The organism is Phytopseudomonas daroniae (assembly GCF_004327285.1).
Classification (GTDB): domain Bacteria; phylum Pseudomonadota; class Gammaproteobacteria; order Pseudomonadales; family Pseudomonadaceae; genus Aquipseudomonas; species Aquipseudomonas daroniae.
The window spans coordinates 125,104-151,466 of sequence record NZ_QJUI01000006.1; the positions used below are offsets into that span (position 1 = coordinate 125,104).

Consider the following 26,363-nt stretch of genomic DNA (forward strand, 5'->3'; position numbering starts at 1 on the left):
GGAAAACCCCGCTCACGAAGCATCTCCAGACAAGCCGCATCGACCCGGGCAGCCGTCTACAACGGCCCCGACAATGGTCTGTCTGCGCAGCACCGAGGGTTCCCTACCGATACAGTGGCTAAGCGAAGCAGAGAGGCGAGAGATGACTGAGCGTGTTCAAGTCGGTGGCCTGCAGGTCGCCAAGGTGCTGTTCGATTTCATCAATAGCGAAGCCATTCCCGGCAGCGGTGTCAGTGCCGATGCTTTCTGGGCCGGTGCCGATGCCGTATTCCGCGACCTGGCACCAAAGAACCGCGCCCTGCTCGACAAGCGCGACCAGTTGCAGGCGCAGATCGATGGCTGGCACCGCGCCCGAGCCGGCAAGCCGCACGACTCGGCGGCCTACAAAGCCTTCCTGGAAGAAATCGGTTACCTGCTGCCGCAGCCGGCCCAGGTACAGGTCAGCACTGAAAACGTCGATGACGAAATCGCCCGCCTCGCCGGCCCGCAACTGGTAGTGCCGGTGATGAATGCGCGCTTTGCCCTGAACGCCTCCAACGCACGCTGGGGTTCGTTGTACGATGCCCTGTACGGCACTGATGCGATCAGCTTCGAGGCCGGCGCCGAAAAGGGAAAGGGCTATAACAAGATCCGCGGCGACAAGGTCATCGCCTTCGCCCGCGCCTTTCTCGATGAGAGCGCGCCACTGGCGACCGGCTCCCACGCCGACGCCATCGGCTATCGCATCGAAGGCGACAAGCTGCTGATCAGCCTCGCGGGAGGCGAAATCAGTGGGCTGCATGACGCCAGCCAACTGGTCGGTTTCCAGGGCGATGCCAGCGCGCCCATCGCCATTCTGCTGCAGCACAACGGCCTGCATTTCGAAATCCAGATCGACGCCGGCAGCCCGATCGGCAGCACCGATGCCGCAGGCGTGAAAGACCTGCTGATGGAGTCGGCGCTGACCACCATCATGGACTGCGAGGACTCGGTGGCCGCTGTCGACGCCGACGACAAGACCCTGGTCTACCGTAACTGGCTGGGCCTGATGAAGGGCGACTTGAGCGAACAGGTGAGCAAGGGGGGCAGCACTTTCACCCGCACCATGAACCCGGATCGCGTCTACACCCGTCCGGATGGCGGCGAGCTGACCCTGCACGGACGCAGTCTGCTGTTCGTGCGCAACGTCGGTCACCTGATGACCAACCCGTCGGTGCTCGATGCAAATGGCAACGAGCTGCCGGAAGGCATTCTCGATGCGCTGTGCACCAGCCTGGCCGCACTGCACAACCTCAATGGCAACACCAGCCGCGCCAACACCCGCACCGGCTCGGTGTACATCGTCAAACCGAAGATGCATGGCCCGGAAGAAGTCGCCTTCACCAGTGAACTGTTCGGCCGTGTCGAAGAGGTGCTGGGCCTGCCACTCAATACGCTCAAGGTCGGCATCATGGACGAGGAGCGGCGCACCACGGTCAATCTCAAGGCCTGTATCGCCGCGGCCAGCGAGCGCGTGGTGTTCATCAACACAGGGTTCCTCGACCGCACCGGTGACGAAATCCACACCTCCATGGAAGCTGGCGCCGTGGTGCGCAAGGCGGCCATGAAAAGCGAGAAGTGGATCAGCGCCTACGAGAACAACAACGTCGACGTCGGCCTGGCCACCGGCCTGCAGGGTCGCGCCCAGATCGGCAAGGGCATGTGGGCCATGCCCGATCTGATGGCCGCGATGCTGGAACAGAAGATCGGCCACCCGCTGGCCGGCGCCAACACCGCCTGGGTACCCTCGCCGACCGCCGCCACCTTGCACGCGCTGCACTACCACAAGGTCGACGTGTTCGCGCGCCAGGCCGAACTGGCCAAGCGCACGCCGGCCTCGCTGGATGAAATCCTCAGCATTCCCCTGGCGCCAAGCACCGACTGGTCTGCCTCCGAAATCCGCAACGAGCTGGACAACAACGCCCAGGGCATTCTCGGTTACGTGGTGCGCTGGATCGACCAGGGTGTCGGCTGCTCCAAGGTGCCGGACATCAACGACGTCGGCCTGATGGAAGACCGCGCCACCCTGCGTATTTCCAGCCAGTTGCTGGCCAACTGGCTGCGCCATGGTGTGGTTAACGAGGCGCAGGTGCTGGAAAGCCTCAAGCGCATGGCTCCGGTGGTCGACCGGCAGAACGAAGGCGACCCGCTGTACCGCCCGATGGCGCCAGACTTCGACGGCAACATCGCCTTTCAGGCGGCCCTGGAGCTGGTGCTCGAAGGCAGCAAACAACCCAACGGCTATACCGAACCGGTGCTGCACCGCCGCCGCCGCGAGCTGAAAGCCAGCCTGGCGCGTTAAACGTCCGTGAAAAAAAGAAAACCGCCTTTCGGCGGTTTTCTTTTTCCAGATCAGAAGACCCTCCCGTAGGGTGGATCGGGTCGCGCAGGTGAGCGACGCAATGCCTTGCGACTTCAAACAACACCGCTCTAGAAGCGTCGCGTAACCCACCAGGCGATAGTCGGTGTTGCGCCAATGGTGGGTTACGGCGCCGCGGAAATCACCATACGCTTCCCATATAAACAGGCGCCTAACCCACCCTACGGAACCGCGCACAACCCGTAGCAGGTTAGCGACGCAATACCCATGACTTCCAAACACCAGAGTTCTCGACGCGTCGCGTACCCCACCAGGCGATAGTCGGCGTTGCGCCAATGGTGGGTTACGGCGCCACGGAAATCACCACACGCTCCCATATACAACAGGCGCCTGACCCACCCTACGAAACTGTGCGCGTCACCCTGCCGGTTGTACCGCAACGCGGCGCTGCCGCCAGCGGTAAACGGAGAAACGCTTGGGTGTCTCGTAGAGCCAATTGATGTTGAGCGCTTCGAGAATCTTCGCCGCGACGATCGGCAGCAGCACCCCGGCCAGACAGCCTGCGACGATATGCAGGGTGTCGTCGTTGATGCCCAGGAACTTGCTCAGCATCACACGCATGCCGCTGCCAGCGAGGATATGCATGAGGAAGATCGGCATTGACAGCGCACCCAGGGTCAGCACCCAATCCATCGGTCGACGCGCCAGCACCATGCACAGGCTGACACTGAGCAGAATGCCGATGAAGGCCACGACCAGCGAGGCCGCGCCACGATCCGCGTAGGTCAGGCCAAGCGGGCCGTGGAACAGATACTGCGCCACGACGAAGGCCAGGCCGCTGCCCAGCGCGAATGCCGAGGCGCGCGCCTCGATGCCGTCACGAATCTGGTTGAACCAGATGCCCAGGGCGAAGAACACGAAGTTCTGCGCCAGGAACACCAGTGCCGCGACACGTGGCGTCCACTGTTGCAGCAGGTAGAACAGCGCGCTGAGTACCAGCAACGGCAGGAAGGCCCGGGTGGAAAAACGGCGATAGAGCAGAATCGCCAGGCAGAAGGCGGCGAACAGCGCATACAGGAACCAGAACTGCGCCCGTGGCGACCACAGCAGCGCCAGCACTTCGCCCATCCCCACACCGCCGTTGGTGTAGCGCGCCAGCACCACTTCGATGCTGCCTTGCAGCAGCGACCAGAGCACGAAGGGATAGAAGATGGTATCGATCTTGTTGCAGAACAGCCCACCGCTGCCGCGGTTGTTCAGCGAATGCCAGAAGAACAGCCCGGACAGAAAAAAGAACAGCGGCATGTGAAAGGTGTAGATGATGCTGTCCACCAGCTCATGGAAGGCCACGTTCTCGGTGATGATTTCAGCGTTGAGCAGGCCACGCACCACATGGCCATAGACCACCAGCAGGATGCCGACGGCCTTGGCGTAATCCACCCACAGATTGCGGTTTGTCATGCGTGCATCCTTGAGATGAAGTCCAGCGTGGAAGGTGGCGGCGACTCGAATGCCGCCACGCCGATCAGAGCATCGAGCCGAGGCTCAGGTTCCCGGGCCGATACTGGTGCAGTTACCGCCGCCCAGGTACTTCTGTAGCACCGCCCACTGCGGGCGATCCTCGCCCTTGATCGGTTCGATCGACAGCTTGTGCTTGCCCCACGACGGCCCTGCCGCCCAGTAAGTGAAGGGAATGCAATGCTTCTGCAGGTAGGCGAGCGTGTGATCCAGCGCTACCAGGCCGCTCTCGTCCTCGGCCGGCACGCCGAACTCGCCGATATGGCCCTTCTTGTTGTGCTTGATCAGCCAGTTGACGAAGGGCTCGATGCGCTTGACGCCGATCTGCGGATCGAGGTCGGCGGCCAGGGCCTGCTGGTAACTGCCACTGCTGTCAGGATCGATGTACATATGCGCGGAATAGACGATGTTGTCTGCCGGATCCTTCAGATCCAGCAAGGCATCGTTGAGTTTGGGCCACTGGGTCGCCGAGGAGTATTGCGCCCCCTCCACGTACACGGCATTGCGCGAATCGTGCTTGCGCACCCCATCGATGCCTGCCTGAGCCACCGCTGGCCAGAACGTGTTGGCCGCACCGTAGGGCTCGTTCATCAGGTCATAGGAATACACCGCGGGATTGTCGCCCCAACGTGCGGCGATACGCTCCATCAGGTTCTGATAGGCGGAGATTGGCACGTCGTCGGTACCGATCACCTTGCCGTAGTAACGCCCGTAGTTGTGGACATCGAGCATCACCTCGATACCGCTCTGGTGAGCCTCGGCCAGGGTCTTGTCGATAAGCCTGGCATAGCTCTCGTCGAACTCACCGTTGGCCTCGGGCTGCAGGCGCTCCCACTGGATGGAGAAGCGTATCCAGCTGATGCCTTTCTGCTGCCACTGGGTGTAGTAACCGGGTGGAGGGAAGAAGAAGTTGGTACCGTGCTTGCCGGGAATGTGCGAACTGGCGAATGCCGCACCGGCCACGTTGATGCCGATAAGCTCGATGGGCTTCTGCTGCGCGCTGGCGCTGCAACTCAGGATGATGCCAAGCCCAAGGGCCAGAACCCGGCCAGGAAAGTTGCCGCTCATTGATGCTTCTCCTCTGTATCCGGAACAAAAATGAAACCATCCGGATGCTCTAAAAATACGTCCCAGACAAAACAGGACGCCAAACAACCGCAGAGGTTCACGACAGGCCGCTGCAATCTCGTGACAATCGATAAAAAGCAGGTGGCGGGAACAGACCCTAGACTTACGTCCTATGTCGATTCCTGCCCCAGGCCGCCACCATGTCGCCACAAGAACAAAAAGGAAACGAGCGATGAAACCAGCGGACGACTTCGTCCAGGCCGGCAAGACCGCGGTGCGGCAGAACATCCACGGCACCATGGAGTTTCTGCAGAAGTTTCCGCCCTTCAACCAGATGGATACCGCCCACCTCGCCTACCTGGTCGAGCATTGTCAGCTGCGCTTCTATGGTGAGGACGACACCATCGTCCACCCGGACGATGGCCCGGTGCAGCACCTCTACATCGTCAAACAAGGGCGTGTGCACGGCCAGCGCCCTCACTCGGCACGGCGCGGCACGGAAACCACCTTCGAGATCACCAGCGGCGAGTGCTTTCCCATGGCCGCGCTGATCGGCGAGCGGGCGACACGTACCGCTCACCTGGCCGCCGAAGACACCTTCTGCCTGTTGCTCGACAAGGCGGCCTTCGTCCGCCTGTTCGCGCAGTCCACGTCACTGCGGGATTTCGCCCTGCGCGGCGTCAGCAGCCTGCTCGAGCAGGTCAACCAGCAGGTGCAAATGCGCGCGGTGGAAACACTCGGCTCGCAATATTCGCTCGATACCCGCCTCGGCGAGCTGGCCATGCGCCAGCCGATTTCCTGCGCACCGAATATGCCATTGCGCGATGCTGTGCGACTGATGCACGAGCAGCAGGTCGGCAGCATCGTCATCGTCGACCCTGGCCAGCGTCCACTAGGCATCTTCACCCTGCGTGACCTGCGCCGCGCGGTGGCGGACGGCAGTTCGCTGGAGCAGCCGATCAGCAGCCTGATGACCCAGGCGCCGTTCCATCTGCCGCCGAGCGCCAGCGCCTTCGATGCCGCCATCGCCATGACCGAACGGCATATCGCCCACGTCTGCCTGGTGGAACAGGGCCAGCTGTGTGGCGTGGTCTCCGAGCGCGATCTGTTTTCCCTGCAGCGTGTCGATCTGGTGCACCTGGCGCGTACCATCCGCCACGCCGGCCGCGTGGAAACCCTCGCCGCGCTGCGTGAAGACATACGCCAACTGGTCGACCGCATGCTCGCCCACGGTGCCAGTGCCAGCCAGATCACCCATATCGTCACCCTGCTCAATGACCACACCGTATGCCGGGTGATCGAACTGACCCTCGAGGAGCTGGGCGACCCAGGCATACCCTTCACCTGGCTGTGTTTCGGCAGCGAAGGGCGCCGCGAACAGACCCTGCATACCGACCAGGACAACGGCATTCTCTTCGAAGCGGCAGACGGCGCAGAGGCGGCGGCGATTCGTGGCCGCCTGCTACCCCTGGCCATGGAAATCAATCAGCGCCTGGCACACTGCGGGTTCAGCCTGTGCAAGGGCAACATCATGGCCGGCAACCCGCAGCTGTGTCTGTCGCGCCAGGAGTGGTCGCGACGCTTCGCCGGTTTCGTGCGCGAAGCCTCGCCGGAAAACCTCCTGGCCTCGACCATCTACTTCGACCTGCGCGCGGTGTGGGGCGATGCCAGTGGCTGCGAAAAACTGCGCGATGAATTGCTCGGGCAGATTGCCGATAACAGCCTGTTCCAGCGCATGATGGCCGAAAACGCCCTGCGCCAGCGGCCACCCGTTGGGCGCTTTCGGGATTTCGTGGTGGCCCGCCGCGGCGCCGAGAAAGACACCCTGGATCTGAAATCCCAAGGACTGACCCCCTTCGTCGACGGCGCCCGCCTGCTGGCTCTGGCCCATGGCATAAAGACCTGCAATACCCAGCAGCGCCTGCGTGAGCTGATCGGCCGCGGGGTGATCGATCCGCTGGATGGCGCCGCCTATGAAGAGGCCTATCACTTCATCCAGCAGACTCGCCTGCAACAGCACCAACTGCAGGCGCGCCAGTCCCAGCCGTACTCCAACCGCCTCGACCCGGACAGCCTCAACCATCTGGATCGGCGCATCCTCCGTGAATCCTTTCGTCAGGCCCAGCGCTTGCAAAGCAGCCTGACGCTACGCTATCAGCTATGAATGCACTCACCTGGCTGACCCGCCGCCACACAACCCTGCCTCCCGAACAACAACGCCGTCGCGACGCGCTACCCGCGCCGGCAGTGCCTGACGACACACCACTGACGCGCCAGCGCCTGGTGGTACTCGACCTGGAAACCAGCGGGCTGGACATGAAGCGCGACCAGGTGCTGTCGATTGGTGCCGTGGTCATCGACAACGGCGCCATCCAGCTCGGCCAGCAATTCGAATGCACCCTGCACCGTGACGATCATCAGGTCAGCGCCAGCGTTCTGATCCACGGCCTGGCGCCCAGCGCCATCGCCGCCGGCATCGAACCGGATGAAGCGCTGCTGGCGTTCATGGAGTTTCTCGGCGACAGCCCGCTGCTGGCCTTCCACGCCGGCTTCGACAAGCGCATGCTCGGCCGCGCCCTGAAGGACACCCTGAACCTGCGCCTGCGCCATCCGTTCTTCGACGTCGCCGAACTGGCGCCCCTGCTCTGCCCCCAGGCGCAAATCCGCAACGGTGGTCTGGACGACTGGACGAAGCATTTCGGCCTGCAGGTACAACAACGTCACCACGCCAGCGCCGACGCCCTGGTGACCGCCGAGCTGGCGCTGATCCTGTTCAGCCGCGCCCGCAAACAGCAGATCGACAGCCTCAAGGCCCTGGAAAAACGCCTGGCCGGATGGCGCCGACGGCAGCAGGCGCCATCGCTTTAACAGACCGTTGAAAAACGGCCTGCGTTGCCATCGCGGCGTACCGGGCAAGGCGCGGGAAACAACAGGGCAATGCTGCGCGCCAGTTGTCGCCCCGCGCGGCGCTCTTCGCGCAGCCCGACGCACCCGCTCATCGCCGGTACCACAGGTGGAAGAAGCCCAGAGCGAACAGCAGGGCGATCTGCATCATCGCCACGCACAGTTGCAGAAACGACTGTACGGTGGCGTTCGCGGGTGCATCGGTCACCCCGGCCAGGGCGTTCCAGAATGGCGCCGGCAACGTCTGCAAACCGAGTTGGGCGAAGGGCCAGCCGCTGAGCATCAGTAGCTCGATCCAGTCGAAGCGGCCGACGAGCATCATGCCGATCAGCAGCACGCCGGCAATACAGAGCCCCAGAGCGAAACAGGCGGAAAATTGCAGTAAGCGTCGCATATCGATCTCCAAGGGGCGTGCGCTTGGCACGCCCCGGCAGGGTGTCAGGGGGTGACCACGGTTTCGCTGGCAGCCGGGCGACCCACGCCATACCAATCGAGCTTGCGGGTCAGCACCATCACACAGCCCAGTACGCCGAACACCAGCAGCGAACCCATCAGCAGGGCATAGTCTTCGGCGCCGAGCAAGCCGTAGAGCAGCCCGTACAAGGCGGCCAGCAATACGCCGAAGGCACCGCCTCGCGACCAGCTGCGCAGCACGCTGCTGACGTAGAAGATGTTCAGCGCCACGCAGCCCAGGGCGGACAATCCATAGGCGATGGCAAAACCCAGGTGCTCGGAGAGCGACAGCAACAGCAGGTAGAAGAGCGCCAGCGACAGGCCCACCAGGGCGTACTGCACCGGGTGCACGGCCAGGCGCTTGAGCACTTCGAAGAGGAAGAACACGGCGAAGGTCAGGGTGACGAACAGTAGCGCGTACTTGATCGCCCGGTCGGCCTTGAGGTACTGATCCACCGGCTCGATGAAGCTCACCCCGAACACGCGATTCTGCATTGCCGAGCAGGAGCCGCTGACGCAGGCGCTCAGCGCTTCCTGCATGTCGGTGGCGAAGAAGCTGGTCTGCCAGTTGGCAGTGAAACCCTGCTCGGTCACTTCGCGTTGGCTCGGCAGGTATTCGCCGACGAAACTCGGGTGCGGCCAGTCCGAACGCAAGGTCACCTGACTTTCGCGGCCGACCGGGGTGATGCTCAGTTGCTCGGTGCCCTGCAGTTTCAGGTCGAAGGCAAAGACCAGGGTCTGCTCGTCGCGGCCATCATGCGCCGGTAACGGTACGTGCACACCACTGCCGAAACGGTCGTCACCACTGCCCGGCTCGAAGCTCAGGCTGGCACCATTGAGCTGCAATTTGAGGTCATTGCCGATCCCGCGCACATCGCTGATGCCGACGGCAATGAAGGGATCATCGAACCGATAGGCCTCGACATCGCTGACGCCGTAATGGGCCGGCACCTTGAATTCGCCACTGACCTGGCTGTCGCTGTGATACAGACGTGCCTGGTAGATACCGCGGTAGCGCAGCTCGGTACGCACATCGCCGTCGAGGGCAAAACGCTCCGGCAGGAAGTACAGGCGCCCCAGCTCGACGCCTTTCTCCAGATAGCGCTCGCTGGAACCCGCTACGGTTTTCCACTGCTGCACCGTCTTGCTGTAGGGCACCACCAGGATCGGCCCGGTGATCTGTTGCTGGTAACTGGAACTGCGGGCGATGTCGCGCAACACGTCATTGCGCAGGCTCTGACGTTCGTTCACCAGGCCATCGATCAGCAGCAGAGGGATCATCAACAACAGAATCAGCAGGGCAATGGTGCCCAGTTTCAGGAACAGGCTTCGGTTCATGGCACAGCGCTCCGTGCAGTTGGGATGCACGCAGTCTGGCCACGCCCCGTGGAGGCAGCGTGGAGCGAAGATGGAGATTGTGTGGCAATTGTGCGAACAGCGGCTCGATCGTAGGAGGCCTAGCCCTTGCCGGCGATTCGCCGGCAAGGCAGCTACGTGATCATTGGCTGCTCGCGACAGTGAGCATTACTCACCGCGGATGTACTGCTCCAGGTGCTGGATCAGGTTTTCCTGGGCGCTAATGATGTCCTTCACCAGGTCACCGATCGACAACAGGCCGACCAGTTGGCCGTCGTCCACCACCGGCAGGTGGCGAAGGCGGCCGCTGGTCATCAGCTCCATGCAGCGCTGGCTGTCCTCCTTGGGCGATACGGTGATGACCTTGGCGGTCATGATGTCACTGACCTTGAGATCCGTCGCCGAGCGCTCCAGCACGACGATCTTGCGCACGTAATCGCGCTCGCTGACGATGCCAGCCAGACGCTCGCCTTCGAGCACCACCAGTGCACCGATACCTTTCTCGGCCATCAGCTTCACCGCGTCGAATACCGAGGTGGAGAGGGTGACGCTGTATACATCGGTGTAGGACTTGCCCTTCAGCACATCTGCCACGGTCTTTTTCATGCGCGTTCTTCCTGTACCGGTCGATTGGCGATCAGCTCAGCATAGCCAAACTCAACGCGCCCGTATCATGGGGATAAAACAGTCGTCGCGAGGTGATTGCTGCAGGTCGGAAATCGCTTGCCGGGGAATCAGCGCGGAAAACTCAAGCACACCTCGACGCCACCGTCGACATTGCCGATCAGCAGCGTACCACCATGCAGGTCAACCACTTCCTGTACGAAATTGAGCCCCAGGCCGGTGCTCTTGCGCCCGGTAGCCGGCCGCGCCAGGGAGTAGAAGCGCTCCGTCAGGCGCGGCAGTGCGTAATCTGGAATCGCCGCCCCCTGGTTGAACAGACGTACCTGCAGATGAGCATTACCGCTCTCGCTGGAAAACCGGATCAGCCCGCCCGGCGGCGTGAAATCCAGAGCGTTGTCGAGCAGGTTGGCCAGCGCCTGACGGAGCAGGAAGCGCTCGCCGGGCACCGTATGGTCGGCTGCCACCTGGTTGTCCACACGTACGCCGCCGCGTTCGATACGCGCCATCTGTGCCTGCACGAGGCTGTCGATCAGCGGTTGCAGCGCCACCGCCACTCGTTCTTCCAGGCCCTGCCGCTGTTCGACCTGAGCCAGGTGCAGCAAGCGCTCGACGAGGTTCTGCAGGCGCTCGCTCTCCTCCGCGATATTGGCCACGAAGCGCTGGCGCTGGGCCTCGGGCATATCGGTTTCCAGCAGCTCGGCCGCACCGCGAATCGCCGCCAGCGGGCTTTTCAATTCATGGGTGAGGGTGTGCACGTAGCGCTCGACGTAGGCCTTGCCCTCCAGTTCGGTGCGCATGCGTTCCACCGCCTGGGCCAGTTGCCCGAGTTCACCGCCGCGTACCAGGGGCAATTCGGCCCGCTGCCCCTCGCTGACAGCCTGTGCATAACGGGTCAGGCGACGCAGCGAGCCACTGAGCCACCAGCTGAGTAGCCCGCCGATCAGCAAACCCAGGCCGATCAGCCCGGCCCCCAACCAGCCGAGACGCCGCTGTGAGCGTTCGATATAGGGCTGCAGCGTGCGATTCGGCTTGGCCACCGACACCACGCCGAGAATGCGCCCGTCGTCGACGATGGGCGCCGCCACGTACATCACCGAGGAATCCGGATCGCTGGCATCTTCTCGGGTCGAGCGTACGCCGTAGCGACCACGCAGGGTCAGGTAGACATCGTTCCAGCGCGAGTAATCCTGGCCCACCGCCAGGCCGCTGGAGTCGAGCAGCACGATGCCCTGATCGTCGGTGACGTAGATGCGGTGATTGACCTGGTTCTTCGGCACACCCCAGATCTGCGCCTGGGGCTGACGCCGCCCATAGGCCTTGAGCAGTTCGGGCAATCGTCCCTGGGCCAGGTGACCTGATTTGACGTCTTCACGCAGGACTTCCGCCAGTAGGTGCGCGGTGTCGACCAGGGTTTCCTCGGTGGACTGGCGCACGCCGGGGCGGATTTCATCCATCACCGTGCTCAGCACGAACCAGCCGGACAAACCGACGAACAGGAAATACACCAGGAAAATACGTACCCCGAGCGGCATCAGCGAAACTCCTGGGAGGTGGGCATCTGACCTACTCCAGCTTCAGGCTATAGCCCAGGCCACGGTGCGTCTGGATCGGCTCTGCCTGCGGCGCGACCTGGCGCAGCTTGGCGCGCAGGCTTTTGATGTGGCTATCGATATTGCGTTCGTAGCCGGCATCTGCCGACACGCCCAGGGCATCGAGCAGTTGCTCGCGGCTGAACACACGCTCCGGTTGCCCCAACAAGCATTGCAGCAGTTGGAACTCCAGGCGAGTCAGGCTCAGGGTATGGCCGTGGTAATCGATACGCACCCGCTCGTTGTCGATCCGGAACGGCCCACCGACCGTCTTCGTGGCAGCCTCGCGAGGGCCGACCCGCTTGAGAATGGCTTTGACCCGTGCCGCCACTTCGCGCGGGCTGAAGGGCTTGACCACATAATCGTCGGCGCCGATTTCCAGGCCCACCACGCGGTCGATCTCATCATTGCGTGCGGTGAGAAACATCACCGGCACCTCGGAAAAGCGCCGCAGCCGTTTGCAGGCTTCGAAGCCGCTGATATCCGGCAGACCGACATCGAGAATCACCAGGTCGAAGGGCTCACGCTCCAGCAGGGTCAACGCCTCCCCAGCAAGGGTCGACCAGCGGGTAGTGAACCCCTCGGCTTGCAGGGCATACACCAGGGTATCGGCAATTGCGGCTTCATCTTCGACGATCAGGATGGTCGCCATGATTGGCATCCTTGCGGCTCGGGCTCCGGAGCCTGCGTGAAGGCCACTCTTATCGTCAAGAGCCGACACCCTTGGCCGCTATACACAAAACAGGTGGATCAATCTGTGGATAAGCTTGGCATGAACCGCTACAGCCCACTATCCATAGGTATCAAAGCCCTACGATCATTATTTGACCAATGACTTACCCTCAGTCCGAAAGCAGCCAAGCCACTGTAATAGCTGAGTTTTAGTCAATAGATAAATGCATGATTCGCATGAAGTATCCATGCACAGTTCAGGTGGGCGAAGCTGTGGATAAGCATTGTATGAGCCTCGCTATGCCACGGAACATGCAACCTGCGAAGCATCGTACATTTTATGATCACCCCCGTAAGACTCTGAAAATAGTCAAGAATCCAACCATTCATGTAAATGCCGTTCAGCACACCTGAAGCCAGGCAAACAGCTATGCACAATTGCAGTGGAACAATCTGTGGATAAGCTTGGGATGGCAGGCGGCGAGGCATGGCCGACGTGGCTTGCAGGAAGCTGTTCAATTTTCGAACAGGTCAGCTAGAAGACTTACAACCCGCTGTATTCGCTTGACTTTTCTTGCCATTGAAGAGGTCGAAACGAAGCGATACAAGACTCGACATCATACACAGTTCCCGTGGAATAACCTGTGGACAACCCTGGGAATAGTCACTGCAGGCCACAGTCTGTATGGCCTGCAGAGAAGCGGTCGTTTTCTGAGCAGCAGTGCCGCGACGGTATCAATCCACGCGGAAGCGACCGGTGTTCTGCGCCAGGGTTTCACTGCCACGGCGCAGTTGCTCGCTGGCATTACTGACCATGCGTGCGCCATCGAGCAGTGCACTGGCTGCGTGGTCGACCTGCTGGATGTTGTGGCTCACCTCATCGGCGGTGGCGGCCTGTTGCTCGGCGGCGGTAGCGATCTGCGCCAGGCGGTCGCTGACCCGCTGCACCGACTCGACGATGCCGTCGAGATCCGCACTCATCGCCAGCACGTTGCCTACATCGCCCTCGGCCTGCTGCATGGCCTGCTCCATTTCGGCGACCGACTGGCCTACCACCTTGTGCAGATCGCCCACCGTCTGAGCGATTTCCGCCGTGGAGTTCTGCGTACGCTGCGACAGCGAACGCACCTCGTCGGCGACCACGGCAAAGCCGCGGCCCTGCTCACCCGCGCGCGCCGCCTCGATGGCCGCGTTGAGCGCCAGCAGGTTGGTCTGTTCGGCGATACCCTTGATCACATCGACCACCCGGGTGATCTGCTCGGTCTGCTTGCGCAGTTGCTGCAGCGTCGTCGCGCTACCGGCCAGACGACCGCTGAGCTCACGCATGCTGGCGCTGGTGCGGGCACTGCGCTGGTTGCTCTGGTTGGCGATCTCGCGGGTTTGCTCGGCCTCCTGGGCGGCCTGCTCGCAGCTTTGTGCCACGCTCTGCGCGGTGGCCGCCATCTGCGTGGCCGCCGTGGCGATCTGGCTCATCTGCGCCTGTTGCTGCTCGACCGCTGCCAGCGAACTGCTGGCCTGGCTGCCAAGGCCCTGAACCGTCTCGTCGAGGTGCTGACCTTCGCGGCCAACGCCCTGCATCGAGTCGCGCAACTGGCCTACCGCGCTGTTCAGTGCCGTGGAGATCGCCGCCAGATCATCGGCGCCGTGCACATGCATGCGTACCCGCAGATCACCGTCGCGCAGGCCTTCGGCAGCCTGGATGATACCGGTGGTGCTACGGTGGATGGAGGCGTTGAGGCACAACAGCAGGTACAGCGCCAGCATGGTCAGCGCGGCGAAGATCAGCACAGTGTGCAGCATGTTCTGCTGGGCCTGACTCCGATAATCGCCAAGGCTCGCGTTGAACTGCTCGAACACCGCCTGGCGCAGCGCCCGCAATTGTTCCTCCAGGGTTTGCACCTGCTCCACGAACTGCGCAGGCTGCAGCACCATGGGGCTGGCCTCGAACATGTCGCGGTCGATTTCACCGAGGAAATGCTGCAGGCCCTGCTCGGCCTGCGCGAAGGGCTGCTGCAAACGCAGCATGGCAGCCGGAGAGCTGCGCTCCAAAGCGGTGCGCGCCTTGCTTATCTGCGCACCAGATTGTTCCAGAGAACGGCGCAGGTCACGCACCAGCACACGGTTTTGCAGGGTGAAGTGTTGCGCCACCAGGGAGCCATAACCCTGACTGGCAAAGCTGCCGAGATTTTCCGCCAGACGCGGCAGGGTGAACGTCAGTTGCTCCATCATCAGGTAGGTGTCGAGATACGGATCCAGTATCAGACCACTGTCGGTCGCCACCAGCTCACGCAGCACCACCAGGTGGGACAGTGTGTTCTGGTAACGCTCCAGAGCATCGAGCAGTGCCATTTTACCCAGCACATCCAGATCCAGCTCCCCCAACGATGCCTGCAAGGCCTCCAGCTGACGCTGGGTTTCGTCGCTCAGGGGCGTCAGTTTCAGTTGCTCGGAGGCCACTGCCAGCGCCTCGTCGAGGGCTTTGCTACGCTCATGCAACAGGCTTTCGGCAGCCTTGTCATTACCCTTCCAGCGGGCCAGCAGAAAGCGCTGTTCGAGCAGTTCCTGCTCCACTACACCGAGGGCATGAACGCCCTGCATGCCGTCAAACTCGTGGCCCAGCGCCTCGATTCGCTGCAGGTTGCTGCTCAGCATCACCCACAGCGCATAGCCCAGGGGGATGACAAACAGCACGAACAGCAACTGGAACTTGCGGGTAAAACTGACGCGTTCCAACACGCGTACACCCGGTTTGAGCAATCCCCACATACCCCACCTCGAAACAGGTACCACGAACACACAACGCCGTGGCAATGTGCCATTCCGAGGCAAGAATCACGCCTGAGTGAGCGAATAGGGCGCGCCGCTCAGCGGTTCAGCACTGAGGCCGCTCGGCGGTGTAGCGGTTGGCCGGATCGATGGCCGCGTCCAGCTTGCGAATGGCGCTCGCGCCGATCAGCAATGGATAGTCGAAATGGCTGCGGTCGGTGAGATTGACCTCGATGGTGCGCTTCTCTTCGCCCAGACAGATGTCCATATCGACCACCGGACGCGCGGAGTAGGAAGGCTCGCCGGCGCTGCCCTCCTCGGCGCGATTCTTGATCTCGGTGACACGTGCCAGGGGCTTTTCGAAGACCTGATCGTCGGCCTCGTCGATGGCCAGGCGAAAACGTACCCAGCCTTCACCGTCACGCTGGAATTGCTCGATATCGCGGGCCGACAGCGATGCGGTCATGGCCCCCGTGTCCATCTTGGCCTTGAGTGTCTGGCCGATCTGCGGAAGTTGAATGTATTCGTAGCGACCGTACAGGGTCGGCTGGTTGGCCATTGCCGGCAGGGTAACCACAGCAGCCAGCAGGGTTAAAACGGTTTTCACGCCTGAAAAGTCCTCATACTGAAAAGTCAGGTTAGTAGGACTTTAACGGACATGAATGGTTCTAAAAACCTGCTGGGGGCTTATTCAGATGCGCCGAATGCAGCCATTGCTTATACAACCGCGAAAAAGGCAGAAGCAGACATTCGTAGGATGGGTGTAACCCATCGGCAATTGATGGGTTTCACCCATCCTACGGGTAGGCTACGCGCCCCGATCCAGAACGTAGCCTGGATTAGCCGCAGGCGTAATCCGGGGCCGAAGGCCGTGGCGCTATAACACCTGGCGCAGAAAAGCCTGCGCTCTTGGATCCTTCGGCTGGGCGAAGAACTCGGCAGGTGGTGCGTCCTCCAGCAGCTTGCCGTGATCGAAGAACAGCACACGATCCGCCACTTCACGGGCGAAGCCCATTTCGTGGGTGACGCAGACCATGGTCATGCCTTCCAGGGCCAGTTGCTTCATCACGTCGAGCACCTCACCGACCATTTCCGGGTCGAGGGCCGAGGTCGGTTCGTCGAACAACATCACCTTGGGATCCATGCACAGGGCGCGGGCAATGGCCACACGCTGCTGCTGGCCGCCGGACAGGCGCGACGGAAACTCGCCGGCCTTCTGGCCGATGCCGACCTTGTCCAGCAACGCCCGAGCCTTGGCCTCACGCTCGGCCTTACCGCGCTTGCGCACCACTTTCTGCGCCAGGCACAGGTTCTCCAGCACGGTCATGTGCGGGAACAGGTTGAAATGCTGGAACACCATGCCGACTTCGCGGCGGTAGGCGTTGATATCGGTTTTCGGCTTGGCCAGGTCGAGGCCGTCGATGCTTACCGAACCTTCATCCAGTTCTTCCAGGCCATTGAGGCAGCGCAGGAAGGTCGACTTGCCGGAACCCGACGGGCCGATCACCACCAGCACTTCACCACGCGCCACCTGGGTAGTGACACCGTCGACAGCGCGCACCTGCTGGCCGCGGGCGTCGAACACCTTGATCAGATCACGGACTTCAATCACTTTGCGCGAGCCTCCGTTCCAGGCGGTTGGCGATCTGCGACAACGGCAGGTTGATTACCAGATAGAGCGCAGCCACGCAGAACCAGATCTCGAAGGTGGAGAACGAGGTGGTGATGGCTTCGCGGCCGCTCTTGGTCAGCTCGGTAATGGCGATCACCGAGACCAGCGAGGTGTCCTTGACCAGGCTGATGAACTGCCCGGCCAGCGGCGGCAGCACACGCTTGAACGCCTGCGGCAGAATCACGTGGCGCATCGATTGCGCAGCGCTCAAGCCCAGGGAGCGTGCCGCTTCATCCTGGCCACGGACGATGGACTGCACGCCAGCACGCACGATCTCAGCCACGTATGCGCCAGTGAACAGTGCCAGTGCCGCTACCCCGGCGAACTCGCGAGACAGATCGAGCACCGTGCCGATGAAGAAATAGAAAATGAAAATCTGCACCAGCAACGGTGTACCGCGCACCAACTCGACGTAGATCGTCGACAGGTCGCGCAGCGTCGGGTTGGCCGAGAGCCGGCAAAGGCCGGTGACCAGGCCGATCAGCAGACCGAATACGCCCGCCGCCACGGATATCCACAGGGTCGTCCAGAGGCCCCAGAGCAAGGGCCCGGCGGCCCAGTGACGATTGACGCCGATGACATCGCCTTCGGCGACATCGTCGCCCTCGCTGAACTGCAGGCTGTCGCTTGCCACGCTCAGTTGCTGTTGCTCACCGCTTTCGCCAAGCAGCGTGACCAGGGCGTCGTCACCTTGCCGGCTGACGCTCTCGACGCGGCCGTAGTCGGCCGCCCGCTGAGCCTCTTCGGCATGATAGGCGAAGTACTGGGGAATGCGGTTCCAGCGCCATTCATAGGCGATCAGCGAGGTGGAATACCAGATCAGCACGGCAGCCACGACCAGGATCAGACCGGTCAGCAGGTGCCAGGGCCAGGTTCGGCGTTGTTTTCTAGTCACGATGAATCCCGCTATACAGGCAAAAGGCAGATTGGGCCGAAGAACCCGACCTGCCGCATCCAGCTGTTGCTCTTGCTTTTACTCGAAGCTTCGAGCTTGCAGCTTACGGCTGCTTTTAGTCCATGTCCTTCAGCCAGTTAGTGTTCTTGAACCACTTGTCATGGATCCGATCGTAGGTGCCGTCTTCGCGGATCTGGTGCAACCAGTTGTTGATCCAGTTGATGCTGTCGTAGTCACCCTTCTTCAGACCGAAGGCCAGGGGTTCGAAGGTAAAGGGCTCGTCGAGAAACACCAGCTTGCCGGCGCCGGCCTTGTTCACCGCGACGACGTTGTACGGGGCGTCGTAGATGAAGGCATCGGCCTTGCCGTTGACCACGTCCATCACCGCTTCCTGCTCGTTGTCGAAGCCGCTGTACTTGGCCTGGGCGATCAGCTTCTTGGCGACCATCTCACCGGTGGTGCCGACTTTCGAGGTAATGCGGTAGTCGGCGCTGTTCAGATCCTTGTAGCTCTTGACCTTGTCTGCCAGCTCCTTGCGGATCAGCAGGGTCTGGCCGACCACGATGAAGGGCTCGGAGAAGTTGATGCGCAGGTTGCGCTCCTGGGTCAGGGTCATGCCCGAACCGATCATGTCGAACTTGTCGGTCAGCAGCGCCGGGATGATGCCGTCATAGGAGGTGGACACCAGCTCCAGCTTGACGCCCATGGCCTTGGTCATGGCCTTGAGCAGGTCGACTTCGAAGCCGATGATCTCGCCACGCTTGTTGGTCATTTCGAACGGCATGTAGGTCGGATCCATGCCCACGCGCAGGGTACCGCGCTTGACCGCGTCGTCGATGACGCCAGCCTGGGCGAGGCCGGTGAAGGCGCAGACGGATAACAGCAGTGAGGCGACAAGCTTTTTCATTCTTGCTCCTGAAGGGCAGACAGTTATAAGCGCCCGGGTCACGCACCGTGATGATGCAGGCGACAGGCCATGGGCGGAAAGGCGGCGCGGCATGCTAACCGTGATCGACGCAGATAGCGAGATATCAGCGCCTGATCAGCGACAAACAGTACATGCCAGCGGCGAACGAGAAGGCAAGAAGCAGGCCAGGCCTGGCAGAGATGTCAGGTCTCCAGCAGAAAAGTCACCGGGCCATCGTTGATCAGGTGCACCTGCATGTCCGCGCCGAAACGCCCGCTGGCGACCTGCGAATGCTGCGCCTGGGCCTGCTCGAGCAGATGGTCGAACAGCGCCTCGCCCAGGGCGGGCGGCGCGGCAGTGGAAAATCCGGGACGCAAGCCGCTGCGCGTGTCCGCGGCGAGGGTGAACTGCGAAACCAGCAGCAGACCACCGCCAACATCCTTGAGCGACAGGTTCATCTTGCCCGCTTCGTCACTGAATACCCGGTAGTTGAGCAGTTTGTGCAGCAGCTTGGCGCAACTGGCCTGGTTGTCCTGCGGCTCGACGCCGACCAGCACCAGCAGGCCCTGGTCGATGGCGCCGACGGTTTCACCGGCTACATCGACCCGAGCACTGGTAACGCGTTGCAGCAATGCCTTCATGCTTCGTCCGGCGCCAGGTCGAGCAGGCGATGGGCGATCTCGTCAGCGGCGCGCACCAGCGCATCGGCGATGCCCGGCTCGGCGGCGGCGTGGCCCGCCTCGCGGATGATCTGCAACTCGCTGTTGGGCCACGCCTGGTGCAGCGCCCAGGCGTTGTCCAACGGGCAGATCACGTCGTAGCGGCCATGCACGATGATGCCTGGCAGATGGGCAATCTTCGGCATGTCGCGCAGTAATTGATCGGGTTCGAGGAAGGCGTCGTTGACGAAGTAGTGGCACTCGATGCGAGCGATCGACAGCGCCCGCAGGCTTTCGGCGAAACGATCGACCACCTGCGGGTTGGGCCGCAGCGTGGCGGTACGCCCTTCCCAGCACGACCAGGCCTTGGCCGCATGCATCTGGGCAATCTGGTCGGCGCCGGTCAGGCGCTTGTAGAACGCCTGCATGAGATCGCCCTGCTCCTCGGCCGGAATCGGCGCCAGGTAGTCCTGCCAGTAATCGGGGAACAGACGGCTGGCGCCTTCCTGGTAGAACCAGCGAAATTCCTGCGGCCGGCACAGAAAGATGCCGCGCAGGATCAGCGCATGCACGCGATCCGGGTGAGTCTGGGCATAAGCCAGCGACAGGGTCGAACCCCAGGAGCCGCCGAACAGCACCCATTTGTCGATGCCCAGGTGCTCACGGATACGCTCCATGTCGGCGACCAGATCCCAGGTGGTGTTGTTCTCCAGGCTGGCGTGTGGCGTGGAGCGGCCACAACCACGCTGATCGAAGGTGACGATGCGATACAGGTTCGGATCGAAATAGCAGCGGCTCGCCGAGTCGCAACCGGCGCCAGGGCCGCCATGCACGAACAGCACCGGCAGACCATCCGCCGAGCCGCTCTCGTCCACATAGAGAACGTGCGGGGCGTCTACCGCCAACTCGTGACGGGCGTACGGTTTGATCTCCGGATACAGCGTCTGCATGGTGCGCTCCTGAGGAAAATTTGAGGTAGGCTCGGGCCGCCCGCATGTCGAACGGGCTGTTGCGCTCGTCCGGGCATCATAACCATGAAAAAGGAATTCGGCATGCCGATCCGGAAATTTGCCCTGCCCCTCCTGTTCGCCCTGCTACTGGCCGGTTGCGCAGCGGAGGATGACCCGCAGGCCACGCTCGAAGCGGCCGTGCAGCAACTGCAAGACAATCTGCAGGCGAAGAAGACCGCTGCAGTGCTCGAGCAGTTGCACGGCGAGTTTCTCGCCCAGCAGACCAATGATCGGGATTGGGCAAAGCGCACCATGACCCTGCTGTTCCTGCGCCACAACAACGTCAAGGTACTCGCCCTGAGCAAGGACAGTCGCATCGATACCACCTACCGCGACAAAGGCTATACCGACGCGCAGGTGGCGCTGACCGGGGCCGAAGGCTTGATCCCCGACAGCGCACGGCATGTCAACGTGAAGCTCGAATGGTGGCAGGACGACGGCGAGTGGAGACTGGTGCGGCTGGAATGGGATTGAGGCTCCGGTGACGAACGTGCTGGCGAATCGTAGGGCGGGTGGAGGCGCACTCGGTATGCCGGTCATTCTCGATGCAAGGCGCCATAACCCACCACCGGTGCACCACCCGATACCGCCTGATGGGTTACGCAGCGCCCACGACTGGATTGCCTGACCCTTCACTGCTCGGCGCTGCTCACCATCCTACGCGTCCACCCGAGCCACAGAACGATGACGGCTCAACGGATTCAGGCCGGGTAACGCTCCTCTCCCCACGCCAGTAGCGTGCGCAGCAATTGCTCGAGCACTTGCCGGGTCGGCCGTGCCAGCGCTTCGCGATAAGTGAAGGGGGCTACCTCATCCATATAGGTGCACTGCGCCAGCTCCAGCTGCACCGCATGGATGTGTTCTGCCGGATTACCGTAATGACGGGTGATATGCCCACCCTTGAAGCGCCCATTGAGCACATGGCTGTAGCCACGCGCCTCGCTGCACGCCGCCTGCAACCGCTCGGCCAACTGTGCATCGCAGCTCGCGCCATTGAAGGTACCGAGGTTGAAGTCCGGCAGTTTGCCGTCGAACAGGTGCGCGATCACCGAGCGGATCGAGTGGGCGTCGAAAAGCAATGCATAGCCGAACTGCGCCTTAAGCCGTGTCAGCTCTTGCTGCAAGGTGCGGTGATACGGCGTCCAGATCTGTTGCAGATACCTGGCGCGCTCTTCTTTCGAAGGCTCCAATCCCTCCCGGAACAAGGGAGTGCCATCGAACAGCGTCGCCGGGTACAACCCGGTGGTGGCGCCGGCGTACAAGGGCTTGTCGTCGGCTGGGCGGTTCAGGTCGATGACAAAGCGCGAGTACTCGGCGGCCAGGGTGCTGGCACCCAGTTGTTCGGCAAAGTCATACAACTGCGGGATGTGCCAGTCGGTATCCGACAGGTTGTGCGCATCAGCAACCAACCCGGCCTCGACCGCCGGGGTCAGACGCAACCCTGCGTGGGGCATGCTGATCAGCAGCGGCACGCGACCTTGTTTGAAACTCAGAACCCTATCCACAACCGCTCTCCTAAAGACGTGTTTCGATACCGTGACGCACGACGCGCTTGTCTAGCTCACCGCCCAGCCAGTAGGCCAGATCGGCCGGCCGGTCGATCTGCCAGGCGACGAAATCCGCGACCTTGCCGACCTCCAGCGAGCCGTGGGTAGCGGCCATGCCCAACGCCTGCGCCGCGTGAATGGTGACGCCGGCCAGTGCTTCTTCCGGGGTCATGCGAAAACAGGTGCAGGCCATGTTCAGCATCAGGCGTAGTGACAATCCCGGCGAGGTACCTGGATTGAGGTCGCTGGCGACAGCCATCTTCACGCCGTGCTTACGCAAGGCATCCATCGGTGGCAACTGGGTTTCGCGCAGGAAGTAGAACGCTCCCGGCAGCAGCACTGCGACGGTGTCGGATTCAGCCATGGCGATGGCGTCTTCTTCTGTCATGAATTCCAGGTGATCGGCGGACAACGCGCGATAGCGCGCTGCCAGGCTGGAACCGTGCAGCGACGACAGTTGCTCGGCGTGCAGTTTTACCGGCAGACCGAGTTTCCGCGCGGCGATGAAGACGCGCTCGACCTGCTCCGGCGAGAACGCCAGGTATTCGCAGAATGCATCCACCGCATCGACCAGGCCCTCGGCGGCCAGGGCCGGCAGCAGCTCGGCGCAGATGTGTTCGATATAAGCGTCCGCGCGCCCCACGTACTCCGGCGGCAACGCGTGGGCAGCCAGGCAGGTGCTGCGCACGCTGATCGGCAGCTCGTCACCCAGACGACGGATCACCCGCAGGATCTTGCGTTCGCTGGCCAGATCCAGGCCGTAGCCGGATTTCACCTCCAGCGTCGTCACGCCATCGCGCATCAGGCTCTGCAGCCGTTTGGCCGCACTGACGAACAGTTCATCTTCCGACGCCTCACGGGTGGCGCGCACGGTGCTGGCGATACCGCCCCCCCGAGCCGCGATTTCCGCGTAGCTGACGCCTTGCAGGCGTTGCTCGAACTCACCGCTGCGGTTACCACCGAACACGCTGTGGGTGTGGCAATCGATCAGGCCCGGCGTGACCCAGGCGCCCTGCAGATCATGGACAGCCGGATAGTCAGCGGATGGCAATTGCTGGCGTGGGCCGATCCACTCGATGTGCGTCGCGCAGGTCACGATGGCCGCGTCCTCGATGATCGAGTAGACACCGTGCGCCATGCTTGCCACATGGCAGTGTTGCCAGAGGGTTTTCATCCACAGTCCTCGTCTGGTGAGCGATTAGAGACTAGGCAGCAGCTTCGCGGTAATCAGCCCGCTCAGGCACCGCGAAGCCAGCAACTCGGTCGCCGCATGAATGTCTGGCGCAAAGAACCGGTCTTTCTCGTAGAACGGCACTTCGCTGCGAAGAAGCGCCCGCGCCTGCTCCAGTTTCGGCGACGTCTTCAGGCCGTTGCGCAGATCCAGGCCCTGGGCGGCAGCCAACCACTCGACCGCGAGAATGCCGCGGGTGTTCTCGGCCATTTCCCACAAACGCTTGCCTGCGGCCGGCGCCATGGAGACGTGGTCTTCCTGATTGGCCGACGTCGGTATGCTGTCCACCGAATGCGGATGCGCCAGCGCCTTGTTCTCGCTGGCCAGTGCCGCCGCGGTTACCTGAGCGATCATGAACCCGGAGTTGACCCCGCCGTTGGCCACCAGGAACGGCGGCAGCTGCGACATGTGCTTGTCCATCATCAGCGAGATGCGCCGCTCACTCAGGGAGCCGATTTCGGCGATGGCCAGGGCCAGGTTGTCGGCGGCCATGGCCACCGGCTCGGCGTGGAAGTTGCCACCAGAAATCACCTCGCCCTCGGCGGCGAATACCAGCGGGTTGTCGGACACCGCGTTGGCCTCGATCACCAGTACCTCGGCGGCCTGCCGCAGTTGGGTCAGACAGGCGCCCATGACTTGCGGCTGGCAACGCAGGGAGTACGGATCCTGCACCTTGTCGCAGTTCTGGTGCGACTGGGAGACTTCGCTGCGTTCGCCCAGCAGATCGCGGTAAGCGGCGGCGGCATCGATCTGGCCCTTTTGCCCGCGGGCGGCGTGGATGCGAGCGTCGAACGGCGAGCGCGAACCCAGCACGGCCTCAACCGTCATGCTGCCCAGCGCCAGGGCAGCAGCGAATAGATCCTCGCCCTCGAACAGACCGCGCAGGGCGAACGCGGTGGAGACCTGGGTGCCGTTGAGCAATGCCAGCCCCTCTTTCGCCGCGAGCGTCAGCGGCGTCAGCCCTGCAACGCTCAGCGCTTCGCCGGCCGACAGCCACTCGCCCCGGTAACGCGCCTTGCCCTCGCCCAGCAGCACCAGCGACATATGCGCCAGCGGTGCGAGGTCGCCGGAGGCGCCAACCGACCCCTTGAGTGGAATATGCGGATAGATCTCGGCATTGATCAGCGCAATCAGCGCATCGATCACCTGCCGACGAATCCCCGAGAAACCGCGGCTGAGGCTGTTGACCTTGAGCACCATCACCAGCCGCACCAACGCATCGCTGATCGGCTCGCCGATACCGGCGGCGTGGGACAGCACCAGGGAACGCTGGAGGTTTTCCAGGTCTGCGCTGGCGATGCGGGTCGAGGCCAGCAAGCCAAAACCGGTGTTGATCCCGTAGGCGGTGCGGTTGTCGGCGAGGATCTGCTCCACGCAGGCGACGCTGGCGTCGATCTGGGCCGAGGCACTGACGTCGAGGGTCAGCCTGACCGGCTGTTGGTAAACCTCACGCAGTTGAGCCAGGCTCAGTTGGCCGGGAATCAGGTTCAGCGCAGTCATGTCGTGCTCCTTTTGAGCGTTTCTTGTTAACTGACCAGCCGCTGCGGAGTTATCCGTCGCTATCGGCCTTTTGGGCTTCAAGCGTCTTGGCCCGCTGGCAGGAATGGATTTCAGTGCAAATCGGGTAACGCCTCGTGCAGCACATTCGGATCTTTCAATAGGCTCGCGACGGCCGCGATATCCGGCGCCAGCCAGCGATCCTGATCGTAGGCAGGCACCCGCTCGCGCAGCAGTCGCCACGCCGTATCGGTGCCCCGGCCAAAGCGCTGCGTCTTGAGGAATTCAAAGGCTTGAGCGGCCAGCAAATATTCGATGGCAAGGATCTGCGTGCAGTTTTCCAGCGCGCGCTGCAGCTTCAGCGCAGCATTGGTGCCCATGCTCAGGTGATCTTCCTGCAGCCCCGAGGTGACGAAGTTGTCGAGCACCGCCGGTTGCGCCAACTGGCGATTTTCCGCGCACAGGGACGCGGCGACGTATTGCACGATCATCATTCCCGAGTTCACCCCGGGGTTGGCCACCAGAAAGGCCGGCAAGCCGCTGACGTGGGGGTTGATCAGACGATCCAGACGGCGCTCGGCAATCGAGCCGAGTTCGGCCATCGCGATGGCCAGCAGATCCGCCGCCAGCGCTACCGACTGCCCGTGCGGGTTGGCTTGCGACATGACCCGAAAACTGTCTGGCGTGCCCATCAACAGCGGATTGTCGGTGCAGCCGTTGAGCTCGGTTTGCACCTGCCTGATCGCGTGCTCCAACTGATCACGCGCAGCACCATGTACCTGTGGAATCGAGCGAATACTCAGCGCGTCCTGCGTGCGAATACCTTTGCTCGAGACGATCACCTCGCTGCCCTCCAGCAAGGCTCGCAGGTTGCTACCCACCCGTTGCATGCCCGGGTGTGGCTTGAGCGCGATAATGTCGGCATCGAACGCATCGATCTGGCCACGCTGGGCTTCGAAACTCATGGCACCGATCACATCGGCCCATTGCAACAGCCGCGTGGCATCGGCAACCGCCAGACAACTGAGGCCACTCATGCAGGGCGTGCCGTTGACCAGGCAGAGACCATCCTTGGCCCCCAGTTGCACTGGTTGCAGGCCTTCTGCGGCCAGGGCCTGTTGCGCGGCAACGATCTGCCCGCGATAGCTGACAGCCCCCACGCCGAGCAACGCGATACCGATGTGAGCCATGTGGGTCAGGTAACCCACCGAGCCCTGGGAAGGCACCTGCGGGGTGATGCCACGATTGAGCAGCGCCAGCAGGGCCTCGACCACCTGACGATGAATGCCGGATCTGCCGTGGCTGTAATTGAGGATGGCCGCGCAGATGATCGCCCGCACCTGCTCATCGGCCAGTACCACGCCAACGCCACAAGCATGGCTGAGCAAGGTGTTGCGCGACAACTGGCTCAGTTGTTCGTCCTTGAGCGAGACGTTGCACAGCGCGCCCAGCCCGGTATTGACGCCATAGGCGCGCTCGCCACTGGCGACGATGCGCTGGACGATGGCCTGGGCGTTGTCGATCCGCGCCCAGGCCTCGGTCGACAGCTCGAGCGGTGCAGCATGGCGGGCGACCGCCAGCACATCCTGCCAACGCAATGGGGCGGCGGCGATGACGACTTTTTCAGCCTGGGACATCGTTGGTATCTCGAACTTGA

22 protein-coding genes are annotated in these 26,363 nt (G+C 62.4%); 4 read left to right on the top strand and 18 right to left on the bottom strand.

Annotated elements, in window-relative coordinates:
• Positions 1–142 precede the first annotated feature (142 nt).
• Positions 143–2,320: a malate synthase G gene (locus tag DNK06_RS08425; protein ID WP_131179581.1), complete on the top strand. Its 2,178-nt coding sequence runs from the start codon at positions 143–145 to the stop codon at positions 2,318–2,320.
• A gap of 435 nt (positions 2,321–2,755) precedes the next feature.
• Here the strand turns inward: DNK06_RS08425 and DNK06_RS08430 are convergent, their stop codons facing one another.
• Entirely contained in the window at positions 2,756–3,799 is a 1,044-nt protein-coding gene (locus DNK06_RS08430) for an acyltransferase family protein (protein WP_131179582.1), read from the bottom strand.
• Positions 3,800–3,883: 84 nt separating this feature from the next.
• A complete protein-coding gene (locus DNK06_RS08435; protein ID WP_131179583.1) occupies positions 3,884–4,924 on the bottom strand; it encodes a glycoside hydrolase family 5 protein in 1,041 nt (346 codons plus the stop codon).
• Positions 4,925–5,156: 232 nt separating this feature from the next.
• Between DNK06_RS08435 and DNK06_RS08440 the strand changes: the two genes are divergently transcribed.
• Entirely contained in the window at positions 5,157–7,088 is a 1,932-nt protein-coding gene (locus tag DNK06_RS08440) for a putative nucleotidyltransferase substrate binding domain-containing protein (RefSeq protein WP_131179584.1), read from the top strand.
• Positions 7,085–7,792, top strand: coding sequence for a 3'-5' exonuclease (locus DNK06_RS08445; protein ID WP_131179585.1), 708 nt, complete (start codon positions 7,085–7,087; stop codon positions 7,790–7,792). Before DNK06_RS08440 ends, DNK06_RS08445 begins: the two co-directional genes overlap by 4 nt.
• A 127-nt stretch (positions 7,793–7,919) precedes the next feature.
• On the opposite strand, the gene DNK06_RS08450 is transcribed toward DNK06_RS08445, so the two are convergent.
• The 12 genes from DNK06_RS08450 to pip all read right to left on the bottom strand — a co-directional run bounded on the left by DNK06_RS08450 (position 7,920) and on the right by pip (position 20,371).
• Positions 7,920–8,222, bottom strand: coding sequence for a hypothetical protein (locus DNK06_RS08450; RefSeq protein ID WP_131179586.1), 303 nt, complete (start codon positions 8,220–8,222; stop codon positions 7,920–7,922).
• Positions 8,223–8,266: 44 nt separating this feature from the next.
• A complete protein-coding gene (gene creD / locus DNK06_RS08455; RefSeq protein ID WP_131179587.1) occupies positions 8,267–9,619 on the bottom strand; it encodes a cell envelope integrity protein CreD in 1,353 nt (450 codons plus the stop codon).
• Between the two features lie 186 nt (positions 9,620–9,805).
• A complete protein-coding gene (locus tag DNK06_RS08460) occupies positions 9,806–10,243 on the bottom strand; it encodes a CBS domain-containing protein (protein ID WP_131179588.1) in 438 nt (145 codons plus the stop codon).
• 128 nt (positions 10,244–10,371) lie between these two features.
• Positions 10,372–11,793, bottom strand: coding sequence for a two-component system sensor histidine kinase CreC (gene creC / locus DNK06_RS08465; RefSeq protein ID WP_131179589.1), 1,422 nt, complete (start codon positions 11,791–11,793; stop codon positions 10,372–10,374).
• A gap of 31 nt (positions 11,794–11,824) precedes the next feature.
• Positions 11,825–12,502, bottom strand: a complete 678-nt coding sequence (gene creB / locus DNK06_RS08470; RefSeq protein ID WP_131179590.1) for a two-component system response regulator CreB — start codon at positions 12,500–12,502, stop codon at positions 11,825–11,827.
• Between the two features lie 755 nt (positions 12,503–13,257).
• Entirely contained in the window at positions 13,258–15,288 is a 2,031-nt protein-coding gene (locus DNK06_RS08475) for a methyl-accepting chemotaxis protein (RefSeq protein WP_131179591.1), read from the bottom strand.
• 106 nt (positions 15,289–15,394) lie between these two features.
• Positions 15,395–15,895 (bottom strand): retropepsin-like aspartic peptidase RloA2, encoded by a 501-nt coding sequence (rloA2, locus tag DNK06_RS08480; RefSeq protein WP_131179592.1) that lies wholly within the window; start codon positions 15,893–15,895, stop codon positions 15,395–15,397.
• Between the two features lie 270 nt (positions 15,896–16,165).
• Positions 16,166–16,900, bottom strand: coding sequence for an amino acid ABC transporter ATP-binding protein (locus DNK06_RS08485; RefSeq protein ID WP_131179593.1), 735 nt, complete (start codon positions 16,898–16,900; stop codon positions 16,166–16,168).
• Entirely contained in the window at positions 16,893–17,855 is a 963-nt protein-coding gene (locus DNK06_RS08490; RefSeq protein ID WP_131179594.1) for an amino acid ABC transporter permease, read from the bottom strand. The genes DNK06_RS08485 and DNK06_RS08490 overlap by 8 nt, the downstream gene beginning before the upstream one ends.
• A gap of 115 nt (positions 17,856–17,970) precedes the next feature.
• The gene (locus tag DNK06_RS08495; protein WP_131179595.1) at positions 17,971–18,762 is read right to left on the bottom strand and encodes a transporter substrate-binding domain-containing protein; all 792 of its coding nucleotides are present in this window, start codon (positions 18,760–18,762) and stop codon (positions 17,971–17,973) included.
• Positions 18,763–18,965: 203 nt separating this feature from the next.
• Complete coding sequence (gene dtd / locus DNK06_RS08500) at positions 18,966–19,403, bottom strand: D-aminoacyl-tRNA deacylase (protein WP_131179596.1); 438 nt, start codon at positions 19,401–19,403, stop codon at positions 18,966–18,968.
• The gene (gene pip, locus DNK06_RS08505; protein ID WP_131179597.1) at positions 19,400–20,371 is read right to left on the bottom strand and encodes a prolyl aminopeptidase; all 972 of its coding nucleotides are present in this window, start codon (positions 20,369–20,371) and stop codon (positions 19,400–19,402) included. Before pip ends, dtd begins: the two co-directional genes overlap by 4 nt.
• 102 nt (positions 20,372–20,473) lie before the next feature.
• On the opposite strand from pip, the gene DNK06_RS08510 reads away from it, so the two are divergent.
• Positions 20,474–20,905 carry a hypothetical protein gene (locus DNK06_RS08510; RefSeq protein WP_131179598.1) on the top strand — a complete coding sequence of 144 codons (432 nt, stop codon included), beginning with the start codon at positions 20,474–20,476 and terminating at the stop codon, positions 20,903–20,905.
• Positions 20,906–21,132: 227 nt separating this feature from the next.
• On the opposite strand, the gene hutG is transcribed toward DNK06_RS08510, so the two are convergent.
• The 4 genes from hutG to DNK06_RS08530 form a co-directional block, all read right to left on the bottom strand.
• Positions 21,133–21,936 (bottom strand): N-formylglutamate deformylase, encoded by an 804-nt coding sequence (gene hutG / locus DNK06_RS08515; protein WP_131179599.1) that lies wholly within the window; start codon positions 21,934–21,936, stop codon positions 21,133–21,135.
• A 10-nt stretch (positions 21,937–21,946) separates the two neighbouring features.
• Complete coding sequence (hutI, locus tag DNK06_RS08520; protein ID WP_131179600.1) at positions 21,947–23,152, bottom strand: imidazolonepropionase; 1,206 nt, start codon at positions 23,150–23,152, stop codon at positions 21,947–21,949.
• Positions 23,153–23,176: 24 nt separating this feature from the next.
• Positions 23,177–24,709, bottom strand: a complete 1,533-nt coding sequence (gene hutH / locus DNK06_RS08525) for a histidine ammonia-lyase (RefSeq protein ID WP_131179601.1) — start codon at positions 24,707–24,709, stop codon at positions 23,177–23,179.
• A gap of 110 nt (positions 24,710–24,819) precedes the next feature.
• Positions 24,820–26,343: an HAL/PAL/TAL family ammonia-lyase gene (locus DNK06_RS08530; protein WP_131179602.1), complete on the bottom strand. Its 1,524-nt coding sequence runs from the start codon at positions 26,341–26,343 to the stop codon at positions 24,820–24,822.
• Positions 26,344–26,363 lie beyond the last annotated feature (20 nt).